The organism is Xanthomonas vasicola pv. musacearum NCPPB 4379, from assembly GCF_000277895.2.
Classification (GTDB): domain Bacteria; phylum Pseudomonadota; class Gammaproteobacteria; order Xanthomonadales; family Xanthomonadaceae; genus Xanthomonas; species Xanthomonas vasicola.
Map to the genome: position 1 here is coordinate 4,659,914 of NZ_CP034655.1, position 15,087 is coordinate 4,675,000.

General features: G+C 62.7%; 13 protein-coding genes, 2 rRNA genes and 1 pseudogene (1 of these 16 running past the window's edge). 3 read left to right on the forward strand and 13 right to left on the reverse strand.

Translation table 11 applies throughout. The features are described from left to right. The first annotated feature begins 112 nt into the window (after nucleotides 1–112). Entirely contained in the window at nucleotides 113–1,693 is a 1,581-nt protein-coding gene (locus tag KWO_RS21490) for a thioredoxin family protein (RefSeq protein ID WP_010380062.1), read from the forward strand. Between the two features lie 312 nt (nucleotides 1,694–2,005). On the opposite strand, the gene cyoE is transcribed toward KWO_RS21490, so the two are convergent. Genes cyoE through KWO_RS21510 form a run of 4 tightly spaced genes read right to left on the reverse strand, consistent with a single transcriptional unit; the run spans nucleotide 2,006 to nucleotide 5,404 of the window. Beyond that, nucleotides 2,006–2,902, reverse strand: a complete 897-nt coding sequence (gene cyoE / locus KWO_RS21495) for a heme o synthase (RefSeq protein WP_010374660.1) — start codon at nucleotides 2,900–2,902, stop codon at nucleotides 2,006–2,008. A gap of 2 nt (nucleotides 2,903–2,904) precedes the next feature. After that, nucleotides 2,905–4,068 (reverse strand): COX15/CtaA family protein, encoded by a 1,164-nt coding sequence (locus tag KWO_RS21500; protein ID WP_010380064.1) that lies wholly within the window; start codon nucleotides 4,066–4,068, stop codon nucleotides 2,905–2,907. 10 nt (nucleotides 4,069–4,078) lie between these two features. Beyond that, a complete protein-coding gene (locus tag KWO_RS21505; protein WP_010374664.1) occupies nucleotides 4,079–4,654 on the reverse strand; it encodes a hypothetical protein in 576 nt (191 codons plus the stop codon). Nucleotides 4,655–4,681: 27 nt separating this feature from the next. After that, nucleotides 4,682–5,404, reverse strand: coding sequence for an SURF1 family protein (locus tag KWO_RS21510; protein WP_010380066.1), 723 nt, complete (start codon nucleotides 5,402–5,404; stop codon nucleotides 4,682–4,684). A 59-nt stretch (nucleotides 5,405–5,463) separates the two neighbouring features. Between KWO_RS21510 and KWO_RS21515 the strand changes: the two genes are divergently transcribed. Then, complete coding sequence (locus KWO_RS21515) at nucleotides 5,464–5,682, forward strand: twin transmembrane helix small protein (protein WP_010374668.1); 219 nt, start codon at nucleotides 5,464–5,466, stop codon at nucleotides 5,680–5,682. 95 nt (nucleotides 5,683–5,777) lie between these two features. Here KWO_RS21515 and KWO_RS21520 read toward each other — a convergent pair whose 3' ends face one another. The 6 genes from KWO_RS21520 to KWO_RS21545 are packed head-to-tail and all read right to left on the reverse strand — an operon-like array spanning nucleotide 5,778 to nucleotide 10,540. Next, the gene (locus KWO_RS21520; RefSeq protein WP_010374670.1) at nucleotides 5,778–6,653 is read right to left on the reverse strand and encodes a cytochrome c oxidase subunit 3; all 876 of its coding nucleotides are present in this window, start codon (nucleotides 6,651–6,653) and stop codon (nucleotides 5,778–5,780) included. A gap of 38 nt (nucleotides 6,654–6,691) precedes the next feature. Beyond that, nucleotides 6,692–7,288 (reverse strand): cytochrome c oxidase assembly protein, encoded by a 597-nt coding sequence (locus tag KWO_RS21525; RefSeq protein WP_010380069.1) that lies wholly within the window; start codon nucleotides 7,286–7,288, stop codon nucleotides 6,692–6,694. Next, nucleotides 7,285–7,458, reverse strand: coding sequence for a hypothetical protein (locus KWO_RS21530; RefSeq protein ID WP_010374673.1), 174 nt, complete (start codon nucleotides 7,456–7,458; stop codon nucleotides 7,285–7,287). Before KWO_RS21530 ends, KWO_RS21525 begins: the two co-directional genes overlap by 4 nt. Beyond that, entirely contained in the window at nucleotides 7,439–9,043 is a 1,605-nt protein-coding gene (gene ctaD / locus KWO_RS21535) for a cytochrome c oxidase subunit I (RefSeq protein ID WP_010374675.1), read from the reverse strand. The genes KWO_RS21530 and ctaD overlap by 20 nt, the downstream gene beginning before the upstream one ends. Before the next feature lie 38 nt (nucleotides 9,044–9,081). Then, nucleotides 9,082–10,047: a cytochrome c oxidase subunit II gene (gene coxB, locus KWO_RS21540; RefSeq protein WP_017112514.1), complete on the reverse strand. Its 966-nt coding sequence runs from the start codon at nucleotides 10,045–10,047 to the stop codon at nucleotides 9,082–9,084. Nucleotides 10,048–10,063: 16 nt separating this feature from the next. Continuing rightward, the gene (locus KWO_RS21545; RefSeq protein ID WP_017112515.1) at nucleotides 10,064–10,540 is read right to left on the reverse strand and encodes a DUF2244 domain-containing protein; all 477 of its coding nucleotides are present in this window, start codon (nucleotides 10,538–10,540) and stop codon (nucleotides 10,064–10,066) included. A 277-nt stretch (nucleotides 10,541–10,817) separates the two neighbouring features. Here KWO_RS21545 and putA point away from each other — a divergent pair, with 277 nt between their 5' ends. Continuing rightward, complete coding sequence (gene putA, locus KWO_RS21550) at nucleotides 10,818–14,018, forward strand: bifunctional proline dehydrogenase/L-glutamate gamma-semialdehyde dehydrogenase PutA (RefSeq protein ID WP_010380077.1); 3,201 nt, start codon at nucleotides 10,818–10,820, stop codon at nucleotides 14,016–14,018. Between the two features lie 78 nt (nucleotides 14,019–14,096). Here the strand turns inward: putA and KWO_RS21555 are convergent. The 3 genes and pseudogenes from KWO_RS21555 to KWO_RS21565 all read right to left on the reverse strand — a co-directional run. Continuing rightward, nucleotides 14,097–14,237, reverse strand: a pseudogene (locus tag KWO_RS21555) (DNA-formamidopyrimidine glycosylase family protein); the annotation flags it as partial. Nucleotides 14,238–14,634: 397 nt separating this feature from the next. Next, nucleotides 14,635–14,749 (reverse strand): 5S ribosomal RNA (gene rrf / locus KWO_RS21560). A gap of 172 nt (nucleotides 14,750–14,921) precedes the next feature. Then, nucleotides 14,922–15,087: ribosomal RNA gene (locus tag KWO_RS21565) — 23S ribosomal RNA — on the reverse strand (it continues 2,715 nt past the right edge of the window).

Genomic DNA, 15,087 nt, shown 5'->3' on the forward strand with positions numbered 1-15,087 from the left:
TCACCCGTAGATCCGGTTTCTAAGCAGATATACAACGGTAATCACGCACGTCCGTATCGGCGCGCCAGCGCTCGCTAGAGTACGTGATCAACCTCCTGCCCCGGTGATTGCCATGACGCTGTCGCTTCGACGTCCCTCCCCGTCCTTGCTTGCGCTGCTGGCGGTACTGTCCGCGCTCGCTGCCTGCGACAAGCCCGCCCCGCCTGCGGCGGCTGCACAAACCAACGCCACGTCCACGCCGGCGCCTGCTGCCAGCATCGCCTGGCGCGAGGGCGATGTGGAAGACGCCTTTGCCGAAGCCAAGGAAAGCGGCAAGCCCATCCCGTTGTACTGGGGCGCTGCCTGGTGCCCGCCCTGCAATCGCCTCAAGGCCACGCTGTTCAAGGACCCGGCCTTTATCGCGCGCACCCAGCAATTTGTCGCCGTGCACCTGGATGGCGACTCCGAAGGCGCGCAGGCCTGGGGCGAGCGCTTCGGGGTCAAGGCCTATCCCACCATCATCGTGCTACGCCCGGATCGCAGCGAAATCACCCGTCTAGCCGGCGATGCCGATAACGCGCGCCTGGCCGAGGTGCTGCGGGTTGCGGCCAAGAGCACCAGCAGCGCGCAGCAATTGCTCGACAAGGCACTGCACACACCGCAACAGCTCAGCGCAGACGATTGGGCCGTGCTCGGCAACTATGCCTGGGGCACCGACGACCGGCTGGTCAAACCCGATGATGCCGCCCACGTGCTCACCCAGCTGTCGACAGCGGCACCACAACCGGCACTGCAACGCAGCTTCGCCCTGGCCGCCATTAGCGCCGCCAAGCACTCGCCTGCTGCTAGTACCGCCAATCGCACCTTGCTGGAAGCGGTGTTGGCCGACCCGGCAGAAGTGCGCGCCAATCTCGACACACTGAGCTATGTGCCCGCGCGTCTGATCACGGCCGCCAGCAACGATGCCGGCGTGCGCACCACGCTCTCCAACGCATTGAATCAGGCCTTGGACAAAGTCTACGCCGATCCGTCCTTGCCGATTTCCGACCGGCTTGGCACCGTATATGCGCGTATCCAGCTGGCACGCCTGGCACAAGGCCAGCCCACTGAAACCGAGGCCAAGGGCCCGCAACCGCCGCTGCCGAAAGACGTGGTAGACGTCGTGCATCAGCGCGTGCAGTGGGCGACGAACACGGCCAAAACCGACGAGGAACGCCAATCCACCATCAGTACCGCCGGCACATTGCTGAGCGAAGTAGGCGATAGCAGCGGGGCCGAGCAATTGCTGTTGGCCGAGTTGTCGCGCAGCAAGGCGCCGTACTACTACATGCCCGAGCTGGCGGATCTGGCCGAACATCGCGGCGACAAGAAGACCGCGCTGTCGTGGCTCAAGAAGGCCTATGACAGCGCACAAGGCCCTGCCACGCGCGTGCAGTGGGGCGTGATGTATGTGGATGGGCTGATCCGGCTCAGCCCCGACGACACCGTCGGCATCGAGAGCGCCGCCACGCAGGTGATCGGCGAGCTGGCCGGCCAACCGGATGGTTACCGGCAACGCACACGTCAGCGCTTTGCCACGCTTGGCGCCGCATTGAAGACCTGGAGCAAGCAGCACCGCCAGGACGGCAGCGCAGTGCTGGCGCGCCTGCAACAGAAAATGCAATCCAGCTGCGACAGCAAGAACACCAGCGAATGCGCCAACTGGTTGAGTTGAGCCGACACCGCGTTGCAAGCAACCGAGGAATGACTCAACCCGGCGAGGAAACGGAACCCGCGGCGTCTGCTGATCTGGACGCCGCGCGATTTACGTGCATGTCCGAATACACCTGTATGTCGGAGCAAGGCCTGTCATGTTCGCGCCAAGGTCGCGCGCGCGCTTGGCTGCGCGTTTCGATGGCCGACCAGCCTGCCGGCCACTACCACCTTCAACGCCACCTACCTAGTGCTGTTGAGCGAGGTCGGCGCGCACCTTGCGGAAAAGCGCCCGTTGAGTCCCGCGCCTGTCAGCCGATGCACACTGCTGCGACTAGCGCACCCACGGCAGCAGCAGATGGTCGACCATCAGGAAGGCGAACAGCGCCATCAGATACACGATGGAATAGCCGAACATCTTCATCGAAAACAATTCGTCCGGCGGGTTCAGCATGCGCCACGCGTACCAGAGGAACACCGCGTTGAGCACGATTGCACCGCCCAGGTAAAACACCCCGCTCATGCCCACCGCCACCGGCAGCAAGGTCACGATGGCCAGCAATACGGTGTAGACCAGGATCTGCTTGCGCGTATGCGGCACGCCGTGGGTCACCGGCAACATCGGGATCGCCGCCTTGGCGTAATCGGCGCGGCGAAAGATCGCCAAGGCCCAGAAATGCGGCGGCGTCCAGATGAAGATGATCAGCACCAGCAGCGAGGCGTTGATCCAGTCGGCGCTGGTCGGCAGCCCGGTCACCGCGGCCCAGCCCAGCATTGGCGGCGTGGCGCCTGCCAAGCCGCCAATCACGATGTTTTGCGAGGTCGCGCGCTTCAGATACACCGTGTAGATCACCGCGTACCCGATCAGCGATGCGAAGGTCAGCACCGCGGTGATGACATTCACCCATACCACCAGAATGGTCATGGAGATCACGATCAGCGCGCCAGCGAACACCAGCACCTGCCATGGCTGCACCTTGCCCACCACCAGCGGGCGCCATGAAGTGCGCGCCATCTGTGCGTCGATCTTGGCGTCGAGCAACTGATTGATCGCTGCCGCCGCCGAGGCTGCCAGCCAGATACCCAGAAAGCCCAGCGCGCCGGTGCGCACCTGCAGCCAGGTCGGCATGTCGGGAATGGCCAGGAACATGCCCACCAAGGCGGTGAACACGATCAGTGCCACCACCTTGGGCTTGGTCAGATCCCAATAATCGCGTGCGCTGACAGCCATGCTCACTCCGGCGCGCGCAGCCGCGCCAGTAGCGAGACCAGCACGAACAGCAACGCCACTGCGCCGCCGTTATGCATGACCGACACTTCCAGCGGCAGCGCCAGCTTCACGTTGAGCATGCCCAGCGTCACCTGCACGGCCACCATCAGCGCAAGCGCCGCAGCCCAAATCCGCATCCCCGGCGAACGCGACAAGCGCCAGGCCAGCCACCACAAATAGAGCGCAGTCGCAATCGCCCACAGCCGGTGCGCCATCTGGATTGCGATACGCGCCGCACCATCCAGCACGCCGCCTTCGTAATCCACTCCAATGCCGCGCCATAGCGTGAAGCCTTCGCGGAAATCGTGCGGCGGCCACCACTGGCTGACGCAACGCGGGAAATTATCGGCCGACCAGCTGCCCCCCCCACACGCCAGTGCGGCGTAGTTCGCGCTGACCCAGCCACCGAGCGCGATCTGCAGGCCCAGCACCGCCACGCCCAGGCGCAGCAGCCACTTCAAGCGCGAGGCGTCGGCCAGGGTGATCGGCAGATGCGTCGCACGCCAGGCCATCCACACCAGCAGCGAGAACATCAGCATGCCGCCCAGCAGGTGCCCCATCACCACGATGGGCTTGAGCAGCAGCGTCACCGTCCACATGCCCAACAGCGCCTGGAAGATCACCACCGCCAGCGTCAGCACCGCCGCGCGCGCCAGATCGATGTTGCTCCAGCGCAAAGCCGCCAGCAGCAGGATGGCTTCGCCGGCGATCGCCACGCCCAAGCCCACTCTGTGCCAGCCGGACATGTAGAGCGGGATCGACAACGCCACCAGCACGGCGGCCGACACTACCTGGGCAATGCCCATGCGGCGGCGACGCACCGCCAGCAACGACAGCACCAGCACTTCCACCCCCAGCGCGCCGGCCAGGAAACGATGCACCTGCTCACGCCAGGCCTTGTGCGATTCCAGCGGGCGGATCTTGCTAGCCACATGCGCGTTGGCTTCGTCGGTGGTCTGCGGCCAGGTCACACGGCCATAGCAGGTCGGCCAGTCCGGGCAGCTCATACCGGCATCGGACAGCCGCACGAACGACCCGAACAGGATCGTGCTCGCAGTGAACAACGCGGCCAGCCAGGCCATGCGATGGAAGTGACGGAACAATGCCGGTGGCGCAAACAGATTCATCGAAACGGGCTCACATCAGTTTCAGCAGCTTGACCAGATCCGACCGCAAGCCGGCCGGGTCGAAGCCGGGGGCATAACGCAGGATCACGAAGCCATTGGGGTCGATCACATACACCGGCACGCCGGCGGCATCGTTGCCGCGCGGCAATGCCTGGCGCAGGCGGGCATCGTCGCGCAGCACGCGCAATTCCGGCATCGGCGGCAGCCCGGCCGGCGGCGCGCCAATCCACAACACCTCCACCTTGTCGGCGCGGTGCCCGAGCAACTGCCACACCTTGTCCAGCTCCGCGGCCAACATCACGCACTGCTGGGTGCAATTGGCCGGCGGCGCCACCGCAATGCGCCAGATGCGCTCGCTCGGCGCCCACGCATACGGCTGCCCGTTCGCACGCACCGGCACCAACGCCCGCAGATCCGCGGGCGGCTTCAGCAGTTCGCCGTTATTGCGCATCGATGCCGGCTGCCATCCGGAGAAGCGCAGCACGCCGGCCAGCAACATCGAGCCGAAGAACAGCACTGCCAGGGCAATCAGCATCCTGCGGCCGCGTTTGACCGAGTGCGGCGTGGCCGATGTGGATGAGGTCATACCGGCGATTTTCTCATGCCGCAGGCGTCAGTGCCCGCGGCGGCGGCGGCGCCCAAGCCCTGTCAGCAGCGCCGCGGTCGCCAGTACCGCTGCGGCCAGCCCGAACCATTGCACCGCGTAACCCAAGTGCCGCGCGGGTGGCAGCGTATTCGGCAGCATTTCCAGATCGCGTGCGTAGCCAACCGGCAGTGCAGGGTCCAGCCGCAGGACCTGCGACCAAATGTCGCGCCTGCCAAGCGTGCTACGTAAGGCCTTCGCATCCAGACGCGTAGCCAACCAGGTCTGCGGAGCGGCACCCGGCGCCATTGCCGGCCCGATCGCCAGCCCCGCCGACGGCGGTGCGCTCAAGAGTCCCTGCATGACCTGCACGCCAGTCAGTGCGGCGATGCTGGGCAACTTCCGATCCGCCGGTAAGGGCAGCCAGCCCAAATCGACCAACATGCTTGTCGACACGCCGTCAGGCAACGCCAGTTGATACACGCGCACACCAGCACGCCCGTCATGCAACTGATTGTCCAGCAAGACCAGTTGTGGCAAAAACCGCACTGGCCCACGCACCCATGCCAAATCATGCGGCGTCGCTAGCGCCTGCGCCAAGGGCAGCGTGGTATCGCGCACATGCGCGGCACGATCCAACAAGGCTTGCTTGCTATGCATGCGCTGCAACTGCCAATGCCCAAGCGCCGCAAAACCCGCGCTCACCAGCAGCGCCATACACCAGCCGAACACCGCCGTGTGCTTGCGCGTCATGACAATCGACGCAAAAAGGCGTGCAATGTCATCACCACGCCGACTGCACCGGGGCTGTTGTGAACGATTCGCTCAAGACGCTGCTGATTGTCGCCTTCCTGATCGTGATTCTGTGGAACCTTGGCGCCGGCCTCTACTACCTGCTCACCGACCGCGGTGAGACCAAGCGCACCGTCAACGCATTGACCTGGCGCATCGGGTTATCGGTAGCGTTGATCGCCATCGTGATCCTCGGCATTTATACCGGCTGGATCAAGCCGCATGGCATCGGCCGCTGAGCGGCTGGTAATTGGGGATTCGGCATTAGGGATTGGTACGAGCAAACGCGGATCGCTCTTGCGAATCCCAAATCACTAATCCCGAATCCCTGCACTCAAAGGACATATACGAACAGGAACAGCGCCAGCCACACCACGTCGACGAAGTGCCAGTACCACGCAGCCGCTTCAAAAGCGAAATGGTTATCGCGTGTGAAGTGTCCCTTCGCTGCGCGCAGCCACATCACTGCCAGCATGATGGTACCCAGTAGCACATGCATGCCGTGGAAGCCGGTGAGCATGAAAAAGGTTGAACCGTAGATGCCCGAGCCAAGGGTGAGATTGAGCTCGGTGTAGGCGTGGATGTATTCCTCCGCCTGCAGGAACAGGAACACGCAGCCCAGCAGCACGGTCAGGCCCAGCCACAGCAGCAATGCGCCGCGGCGTCCGCCTTTGAGTGCGTGGTGGGCGATGGTCAAGGTCACGCCTGAGCTGAGCAGGATCAACGTATTGATCAGCGGCAGACCCCAGGCCGGAATGGTCTGGAACTGCCCACCAATCGTGCCCGGGCCATTGGTCGGCCAGGCAGCGGAATAGCCGTTCCACAATAGTTCGTTGGTCATCACGCCATCGCCTTCGCCGCCCAGCCAGGGCAGCGTCAGCACGCGCGTGTAGAACAGCGCACCGAAGAAGGCGCAGAAGAACATCACCTCGGAAAAGATGAACCACACCATCCCCATACGGAACGAGCCATCCACCTGGCGGTTGTAATGCCCGGCATTGGATTCGCGGATGACATCGCCAAACCACATGAACAAGGTCGCCAACAGCATCGCCACGCCGGCGAAGAACGTCCAGCGCCCCCATGCCGCGTCGTTGAGCCAGCTGGCCACGCCGATCATCATCACGAACATCGCGATCGACCCGACAAAGGGCCATTTGCTTTGGCTCGGGACGAAATACGCGTCGGCGTTGGGACTGTGATCGGCCATGGCGTTGTTTCCGTGTCGTGGTGCGTGTGGATGAAGAATCAGGGTGCGGCGCGCGGCGCGGCCGACGTGCCACCGCCCTGCAGTTCCGAGGTTAGCGCGTCGTTGCGATAGAACGTGTAGGACAAGGTAATCGTGGTGACTTCCGGCGGCAGTGCGGGGTCGACGATGAAACGCAGCGGCATGTCGCGCGTTTCGCCAGCCTGCAAGGTCTGCGCGGTGAAGCAAAAGCATTCGGTCTTGTTGAAATAGCCCGACGCTCGCGCAGGTGCAACCGATGGCACCGCACTACCCACCACCGCACGCGCGCCATCGTTACGCGCGAAGTACAGCGCCTCGTTGAGTTCGCCCGGCACTACATCCATCGTCATCTGCTCGGGATGGAAGGTCCACGGCAATCTGGAATTGACACCGCCATCGAACTCAACGCGCACCGTGCGCCTGCCGGCGGCGGGCGGTGCGCCCGCGTTTGCACGGCTACTGCCGGGCGCGCGCTCCATGCGAATTCCAAACACTTTTTCGCAGGCGATGCGGTACAGCGGCACCAGGGAGAACGTCAGCACGAACACACCCAGCACCACGCCCAGCAGCTTGAACAAGCCTGCCGTCGGTGCGTGTGTGTGCGGGCGTGCATTCACCGCCCGATGACTCCCGAAGCGATGAAGCCTGCATAGATCAGCAATGCAATGATGCCGACCGTGATTGCGGTGCGACGCACGGCGCGGCGCTGCTGCGCTTGCCGCTCGGCTGCAGATAACAGACGCGTCACCGCCGGCTCCGAGGCGGATTCAGTGACCGAGGTCTTCATGCGCAAGATCTCCAGGCTTGATCAACGGCGGTACGGTGAAGGTATGTGCCGGCGCCGGCGACGGCACCGTCCATTCCAGGCCCTTGGCGCCTTCCCAGGCGCGCGCATCTGCCCGTGCGCCGCTGCGCAGCGACGACAGCAGAATCGCAGCCATCAGGAACGGCGTGGCGAACATGCCGAACGCACCGATCGAACTGACCAGATTCCAGTCGGCGAACACCACGTTGTAATCGGGAATACGCCGCGGCATGCCGGCCAAGCCAAGGAAGTGTTGCGGGAAGAACAGCAGGTTGACGAACACCATCGTCCACCAGAAGTGCACCTTCGCCCAGGTTTCGTTGTACATCCGCCCGGTCCACTTGGGCCACCAGTAGTACACCGCCGCAATCAGCGCGAACACCGCACCGGTGACCAGCACGTAGTGGAAATGCGCCACCACGAAATAAGTGTCGTGATACTGGAAGTCGGCCGGCACGATCGCCAGCATCAGGCCGGAAAAACCACCGATGCTGAAGAGAATCACGAACGCCACTGCCCACAACATTGGCGATTCGAAGGTCAGCGAACCCTTCCACATCGTGCTGACCCAGTTGAACACCTTCACCCCGGTCGGGATGGAGATCAGCATGGTGGCGAACATGAAATAGATTTCGCCACCGAGCGGCATGCCCACGGTGAACATGTGGTGCGCCCACACGATGAAGCTCAGGAACGCGATTGCCGCGATCGCGTACACCATTGCCTGGTAACCGAACAGCGGCTTGCGGCTGAAGGTTGGGATGATTTCGCTGACCACGCCGAACGCCGGCAGGATCATGATGTACACCTCGGGGTGCCCGAAGAACCAGAAGATGTGCTGGTACATCACCGGGTCGCCGCCGCCGGCCGCATTGAAGAAACTGGTGCCGAAGAATTTGTCGGTCAGCAACATGGTCACTGCGCCGGCCAGCACCGGCATCACCGCAATCAGCAGGAACGCGGTAATCAGCCACGCCCAGCAGAAGATCGGCATCTTCAACAGATCGATCCCGGGGGCGCGCATATTGAGCACGGTGGCGATGATGTTGATCGCGCCCATGATCGAACTGACGCCGGCCACGTGGATCGCGAACACGCTGAAGGCCACGTTGTAGCCGCCTTGCAGCGACAGCGGCGGGTACAGCGTCCAGCCGCCTGCCGGCGCGCCGCCCGGCAGAAACAGCGTCAGCAGCAATAAGGTGAAGGCCACCGGCAGCAGCCAGAACGACCAGTTGTTCATGCGCGGCAATGCCATGTCCGGCGCACCGATCTGCAACGGAATCATCCAGTTGGCCAAGCCGACAAAGGCAGGCATCACGCCGCCGAAGATCATCACCAGTGCATGCACGGTGGTCATCTGGTTGAAGAATTCCGGTTTGACGAACTGCAAGCCGGGCTGCATCAATTCGGCGCGAATCACCACGCTCATCGCCGCGCCGATGATGAACATCACGAAGGAAAACAGCAGATATAGCGTGCCGATGTCCTTGTGATTGGTTGAAAAGAACCAGCGCTCGACGAAACCGGGCTGGTGGTGTCCGTGGTGATCGACTGCGGTATGGGCCATGACGGAACGACCTCTGCGAAGCGAGCGGTTGCGAGCGACTAAAGAGCGGCGGTCGGTGTTGCAGCTGGGGCGGGCGCTGCGGCAGGCGCAGTGTCACCTGCCGGCGTTGCCGGTGCAGCGGAAGGCGGTGCGGCGGTTGGACCCGCAGGTGCCGCTGCCGGAGCAGTGCCTGCCGCGCTGCGGCGCGACGCCAGCCAGCGCTGGAATTCGGCCTTGGGCAGCGCTTCCACCACGATCGGCATGAAGCCATGATCCTTGCCGCACAACTCGGCGCACTGCCCGCGATACACGCCCGGCTGTTCGATGTTGGTCCAGGCTTCGTTGACAATGCCGGGAATCGCGTCCTGCTTCCATCCCAGCGCAGGCACCCACCAGGCGTGGATCACGTCGTCGGCAGTGATCACGAAACGGATCTTGGTGTTCACCGGCAGCACCAGGCGATTGTCCGCGTCCAGCAGGTAATGTGGCTGCGAGGCCGCAGTCGGGCGCTCGCCGCTTTGCCGGATACGATCGGATTCGCGTGCCAGGCGACTGGTGAATTCCACGCCCTGGCCGAGATACTCGTATTTCCACATCCATTGATAGCCGGTCACCTTGACCGTCATTTCCGATTCGCGGGTGTCGTACATTGCGATCAATTTGGCCGTCGCCGGCCAGGCCATCGCGATCAGCACCAGCACCGGAATCACCGTCCACAGCACTTCAGCAGTGGTGTTGTGACTAAATTGCGCAGCCACCGCGCCTTTGGATTTGCGGAACTTGAAGATCGCATAGCCCATCGCGCCGAACACCAGCGCGCCAATCACCACGCACACCCACAGCGCCACCATGTGCGCCTCGTAGGCCATGCGCGCGGTCTGGGTCACCCCCCGGCCCATGTTGAGCTGCCATTCCTTGGGATCGGCCGATTGCGCCCCGGCGGCCGGTGCGCTCAGCAGCGCAGCCATCGCCAGGCCCACGTGTGTGTAAGTGCTCATCGACTTCGAGCTGCTGCGTTGCGTCATTGCCTAGACCCTTACGTCATCGGTGACGGCCATTGGCGGCCGCGAGCAAGCGTTTCAGCGTAGTTGCCAGTTCCACACGTTCGGCCGGCCCGAGAAAACTTCCAATCTCGATCTGCTTGCCGCTGCTGACCAGCAACACCCTGTCGTCGCGCTCCATGCATAACCGCACCCAATGCGGATGTGCCTGGAACGCTGGTGGCGCATGCCCGGACGGAAACACCTCGACAACGGTCTCCTCCACCCGGATCGCTTCTTCGCGCTCGCCACTTCGCCACAACGTCCGTAGCGCCAGCGCCACCACACCACTGTGCACCAAGGCGAACACCGGCGCGAACGCATTGCCGGTCCACCAGCCCAGGCCTGCAAACAGCCACATCATTCCTGCCAACACTGCGAACAGCTGCACAAATTGCCTGGCCGACAGTGCCCGCGGAGGCCGCAACCGCAGCTGCGTCCCAACCCCTTCGGACATCAACGGCAGCACTTCGATCATAAACAGCACGCAGCGCACTGCGGGAATAGCCCGATGGTAGACCCGCGCCAACGCATGCGGCAAGCATTTCCGGCGATCAAAAATTTGCTGCAGTGCAGCTAAAAATGCGCGTAAATCAATCACTTCCGAATTACCCCGTCGAAAGCCGTGCCGAAACCCTGCGGCGCGCACGCATGACAACGACATGCACAAAACGGCGGGAAAGCCGCCGCTTCCACACAAGTGCGCATGCCATGCGGCTCACTAGAATGAGCACGGAATCCAAGGCACCTTTCGCATGAACGCTCAGCTCGACCCGCTTGCTTCCACCTCAGTTGCGCGCCCGCTTCTGGCGCCCGAACTGCCCGCTGCACCTGGCGCATTGCGTGCTGCCATTACCGCAGCCTGGCTCAAGGACGAAACCGAGCACGTGCGTGAGTTGCTCGACCAGGCCCGCCTGCCCGCCGCTGAGCAAGCCAAGGTGCAAGCGATCGCTGCCGATCTGGTCACCCGTGTGCGCGCACGTGCGCAGGACCAGGGCGCCATCGAGGCCTTCATGCGCCAGTACGACCTGGGCAGCGAAGAAGGCGTGTTGCTGATGTGCGTCGCCGAGGCACTGTTGCGCATTCCCGACCAAGACACCGCCGACAAGCTGATCCGCGACAAGCTCGGCGATGCGGATTGGAAGAAGCACATGGGCGGCAGCGATTCGGTGCTGGTCAATGCCTCCACCTGGGGCCTGATGCTGACCGGCCAGTTGGTGCAGCTCAACGACCTCACCCGTGCCGATGTGCCAGGTGCCTTCAAACGCCTGATCGGCCGCGTCGGCGAACCGGTGATTCGTCTGGCCGTGCGTCAGGCCATGAAGATCATGGGCCACCAGTTCGTCATGGGCCGCACTATCGGCGAAGCGCTGTCGCGTTCGCGCAAGGGCGATAACGCCAACTACCGCTACTCGTTCGACATGCTCGGCGAAGGCGCGCTCACCATGAAGGATGCGCAGCGCTATCTGCAGGCGTATCGCGATGCGATTCATGCGATCGGCCGCAGCGGCAAGTTCGTTGGTACCGACGTGTTCGCTGCGCCCAGCATTTCGATCAAACTCTCGGCACTGTATCCGCGCTACGAGCATGCAAAGCGCGCCCGCGTGATGGCAGAGCTTGTTCCCGGCGTGCTGGAGCTCGCCCAGTTGGCCAAGTCGTATGGCATCGGCTACACCGTCGACGCCGAAGAAGCCGACCGTCTGGAACTCTCGCTGGACATCATCGAAGCCACTTTCTCCGACCCGTCGTTGGATGGCTGGGAAGGCTATGGCCTGGCGGTGCAGGCGTATCAAAAGCGCACGCCGTACACGATCGATTTTCTTGCCGATCTCGCGCGCCGTGTCGGGCGACGTATTCCGGTGCGCCTGGTCAAAGGCGCGTACTGGGACGCGGAAATCAAGCGCGCGCAAATTGAAGGGCACCCTGGCTACCCAGTATTTACCCGCAAGCAAAATACTGACGTCTCGTATCTGGCCTGCGCACGTCGCATGTTCGCGCACAATGACGCGCTCTATCCGATGTTCGCCACGCACAACGCGCAGACCATTGCGGCGGTGCGTGCGATCGCAGCAGGCAAGACCTACGAGCATCAGAAACTGCATGGCATGGGCGATGACCTTTATGCCGAAGTGATTCCAGCCGATCGTCTCGGCCTGCCATGCCGCGTGTATGCACCGGTCGGCTCGCACGAAGATTTGCTGCCGTATCTGGTGCGCCGCCTGCTGGAAAACGGCGCCAATTCCAGCTTCGTCAATCGCATCACCGATGAAGATGTCGCCATCGAAGACCTCATCCGCGATCCGGTCGAGGCGGTGTCGTCGTTCACCTCCATCCCGCATCCCAAGATTCCACTGCCGGCCGATTTGCTGCGTAGTCAGAACCAGAACAGGAAAAACTCCATGGGCGCCAATCTCGCCAACGACAACGATCTGCGCCAGCTGGCCGAGCAACTCAACGCCGCCATCAAACCCTGGAAAGCGACGCCTTTGGTGCCTGGTGCGCTGATCAGCACGCCCAGCCAGGCGGTGTTGAATCCAGCAGATCGCCGGGAGACGGTTGGGCAGTGGCACCCAGCTGATCCGGACACCGTGCAGAAGTCGTTGGTCAGTGCTGCGGCCGCGCAACCTGGCTGGAACCGCACACCTGCAGCGAGCCGCGCCACTATCCTGGAGCATGCAGCCGATTTACTTGAAGCGCGCATGCCCGAGTTCATGACGATCTGCGTCAAGGAAGCCGGCAAGACGCTGCCCGACGCAGTGGCCGAAGTCCGCGAGGCTGTGGATTTCCTGCGCTACTACGCCGGCCAGGCGCGCGCGCAGTTTGGTGCGCCTGAGCGCCTGCCCGGGCCCACCGGCGAATCCAACGAATTGCAGCTGCATGGCCGTGGCGTGTTCGTCTGCATCAGTCCCTGGAACTTCCCGCTGGCGATTTTCCTCGGCCAAGTTGCCGCGGCGCTGGCGGCCGGCAACACCGTCATTGCCAAGCCGGCCGAGCAGACCAATCTGATTGGCTTTGCGGCAGTCAAACTTCTGCACGAAGCCGGCGTACCCGAAGCGGCTGTGCAGTTCCTGCCAGGCGATGGCGCCACCGTTGGCGCCGCGCTGACCAATGACCCGCGCGTCGCCGGTGTCGCCTTCACCGGCTCTACCGAAACCGCACGCATCATCAACCGCACCTTGGCCGCGCGCGATGCTGCCATCGGCGTCTTGATTGCCGAAACCGGCGGCCAAAATGCCTTCATCGCCGACTCGTCCTCGCTGCCCGAAGCAGTGGTCAAAGACGCCATCTCCAGCGCCTTCATTTCCGCCGGGCAGCGTTGCTCCGCCGCACGCGTCCTGTTCGTCCAGGACGATATCGCCGACAAGGTCATGACCATGCTGGCCGGCGCGATGGGCGAGTTGAAGATCGGCGATCCCAGCCTGCTCTCCACCGACGTTGGCCCCGTGATCGACGCCGATGCGCTCAAGATTCTCGACTATCATGCTGCACGCATGGATCGCGAAGCGCGCTTGATTGGAACCACCACGCTGGACGGCGGCACCGCGCACGGCAGCTTCTTCGCGCCACGCGCCTATGAGCTGACATCGCTGGCCCAGCTACAGCGCGAAATTTTCGGCCCCGTGCTGCACGTAATTCGTTGGAAAGCCGATCAGCTTGACGCCGTTATCGACCAGATCAACGCGACAGGTTATGGCCTCACCCTGGGTGTCCATTCGCGGATCGACGAAACCATCGACCGCATCACCTCGCGCGTGGCGGTCGGTAACGTCTACGTCAATCGCAACCAGATCGGTGCCGTGGTCGGCGTACAACCCTTCGGCGGCCAAGGCCTTTCCGGGACTGGTCCCAAAGCCGGCGGCCCGCATTACCTGCTCCGCTTCGCGACCGAAAAGGTCGTTACCGTCAACACCACCGCGGCAGGTGGCAATGCCTCTTTGCTGACGTTGGGCGACTGATTCTTTCTGCGGTCCAATGATAGGTCGCACTACCGGAGAATCAAAAACACCGCAAGAGCAGGGTTATTGAATGATGGCGCCGGGCAGCAGACGCTCGATCTGCTCAGGAATCGGCCAGCGCAAATCCGGCCGACGCAGGATGACGCCATGGATGCGTTGCGCAACCAGGTGCGGCGACAAGCCGCGCAGCGTAGTTTCAACTTCGGGCAACTCGGGCATTAGCGCATCCAAAGAACTGCCGGTCACGCACCGGCAAAGCAGCATAGGGAGGCCGATGAGCTCGAATGCAATCGGCACGTTTTTACAGATACTCTGCACCCACTGCACCCACTGCTTACACCTGAGACAGTAATGAGTACGCAGCAGCGCCCGCCGTAGGGATGTTTGGAGACTTATGGCGATGTGCTGCGCTGCTGCGGCAAGTCAGCTGCCGGCATTTACTCCTGCAATTCGCACAGCACATCACCTGCAGCCGTGTCCAAGACGCGGCCTCAAGATGGGTTGGTTGTGCTGGGTGAAGCCAGCGCCTATGCAGCGGGAGGCTGTGCACATTTTCCTCACGTCGCGCGCAAAAAGAAACCCTCCATCCATTCGGATAGAGGGTTTCGGGTAAAGCCCCTGGCGATGACCTACTCTCGCATGGCTTGCGCCACACTACCATCGGCGCAGCTGCGTTTCACTTCCGAGTTCGGGATGGGATCGGGTGGTTCCACAGCGCTAATTTCACCAGGGAGACGGTTGGAGCGTCGCCAGTTGGGGCTTTTCGTCAAACGTTTGCACAAGCAAGTGCAAACATTTGCTGAAGAAGCACCTACGGCGCTCGTCTCGCATAGTTAACTTGTGACGTAGCTTGCATTTGATGATCTACCAACGTTCGTTGGGACCAAGGCAACTTGAGGTTATATGGTCAAGCCGCACGGATCATTAGTATCAGTTAGCTCAATACATTGCTGTACTTACACACCTGACCTATCAACCACGTAGTCTACATGGTTCCTTTAGGGGGCTTGTGCCCCGGGAAGTCTCATCTTGAGGCGCGCTTCCCGCTTAGATGCTTTCAGCGGTTATC

Excerpts from the sequence above, each read along its gene's own strand:
- KWO_RS21490 (WP_010380062.1), top strand. The coding sequence starts at position 113 with ATGACGCTGTCGCTTCGACGTCCCTCCCCGTCCTTGCTTGCGCTGCTG.
- cyoE (WP_010374660.1), bottom strand. The coding sequence starts at position 2,902 with ATGGCTGTCAGCGCACGCGATTATTGGGATCTGACCAAGCCCAAGGTG.
- KWO_RS21500 (WP_010380064.1), bottom strand. The coding sequence starts at position 4,068 with ATGAATCTGTTTGCGCCACCGGCATTGTTCCGTCACTTCCATCGCATG.
- KWO_RS21505 (WP_010374664.1), bottom strand. The coding sequence starts at position 4,654 with ATGACCTCATCCACATCGGCCACGCCGCACTCGGTCAAACGCGGCCGC.
- KWO_RS21510 (WP_010380066.1), bottom strand. The coding sequence starts at position 5,404 with ATGACGCGCAAGCACACGGCGGTGTTCGGCTGGTGTATGGCGCTGCTG.
- KWO_RS21520 (WP_010374670.1), bottom strand. The coding sequence starts at position 6,653 with ATGGCCGATCACAGTCCCAACGCCGACGCGTATTTCGTCCCGAGCCAA.
- KWO_RS21530 (WP_010374673.1), bottom strand. The coding sequence starts at position 7,458 with ATGAAGACCTCGGTCACTGAATCCGCCTCGGAGCCGGCGGTGACGCGT.
- ctaD (WP_010374675.1), bottom strand. The coding sequence starts at position 9,043 with ATGGCCCATACCGCAGTCGATCACCACGGACACCACCAGCCCGGTTTC.
- coxB (WP_017112514.1), bottom strand. The coding sequence starts at position 10,047 with ATGACGCAACGCAGCAGCTCGAAGTCGATGAGCACTTACACACACGTG.
- KWO_RS21545 (WP_017112515.1), bottom strand. The coding sequence starts at position 10,540 with ATGATCGAAGTGCTGCCGTTGATGTCCGAAGGGGTTGGGACGCAGCTG.
- putA (WP_010380077.1), top strand. The coding sequence starts at position 10,818 with ATGAACGCTCAGCTCGACCCGCTTGCTTCCACCTCAGTTGCGCGCCCG.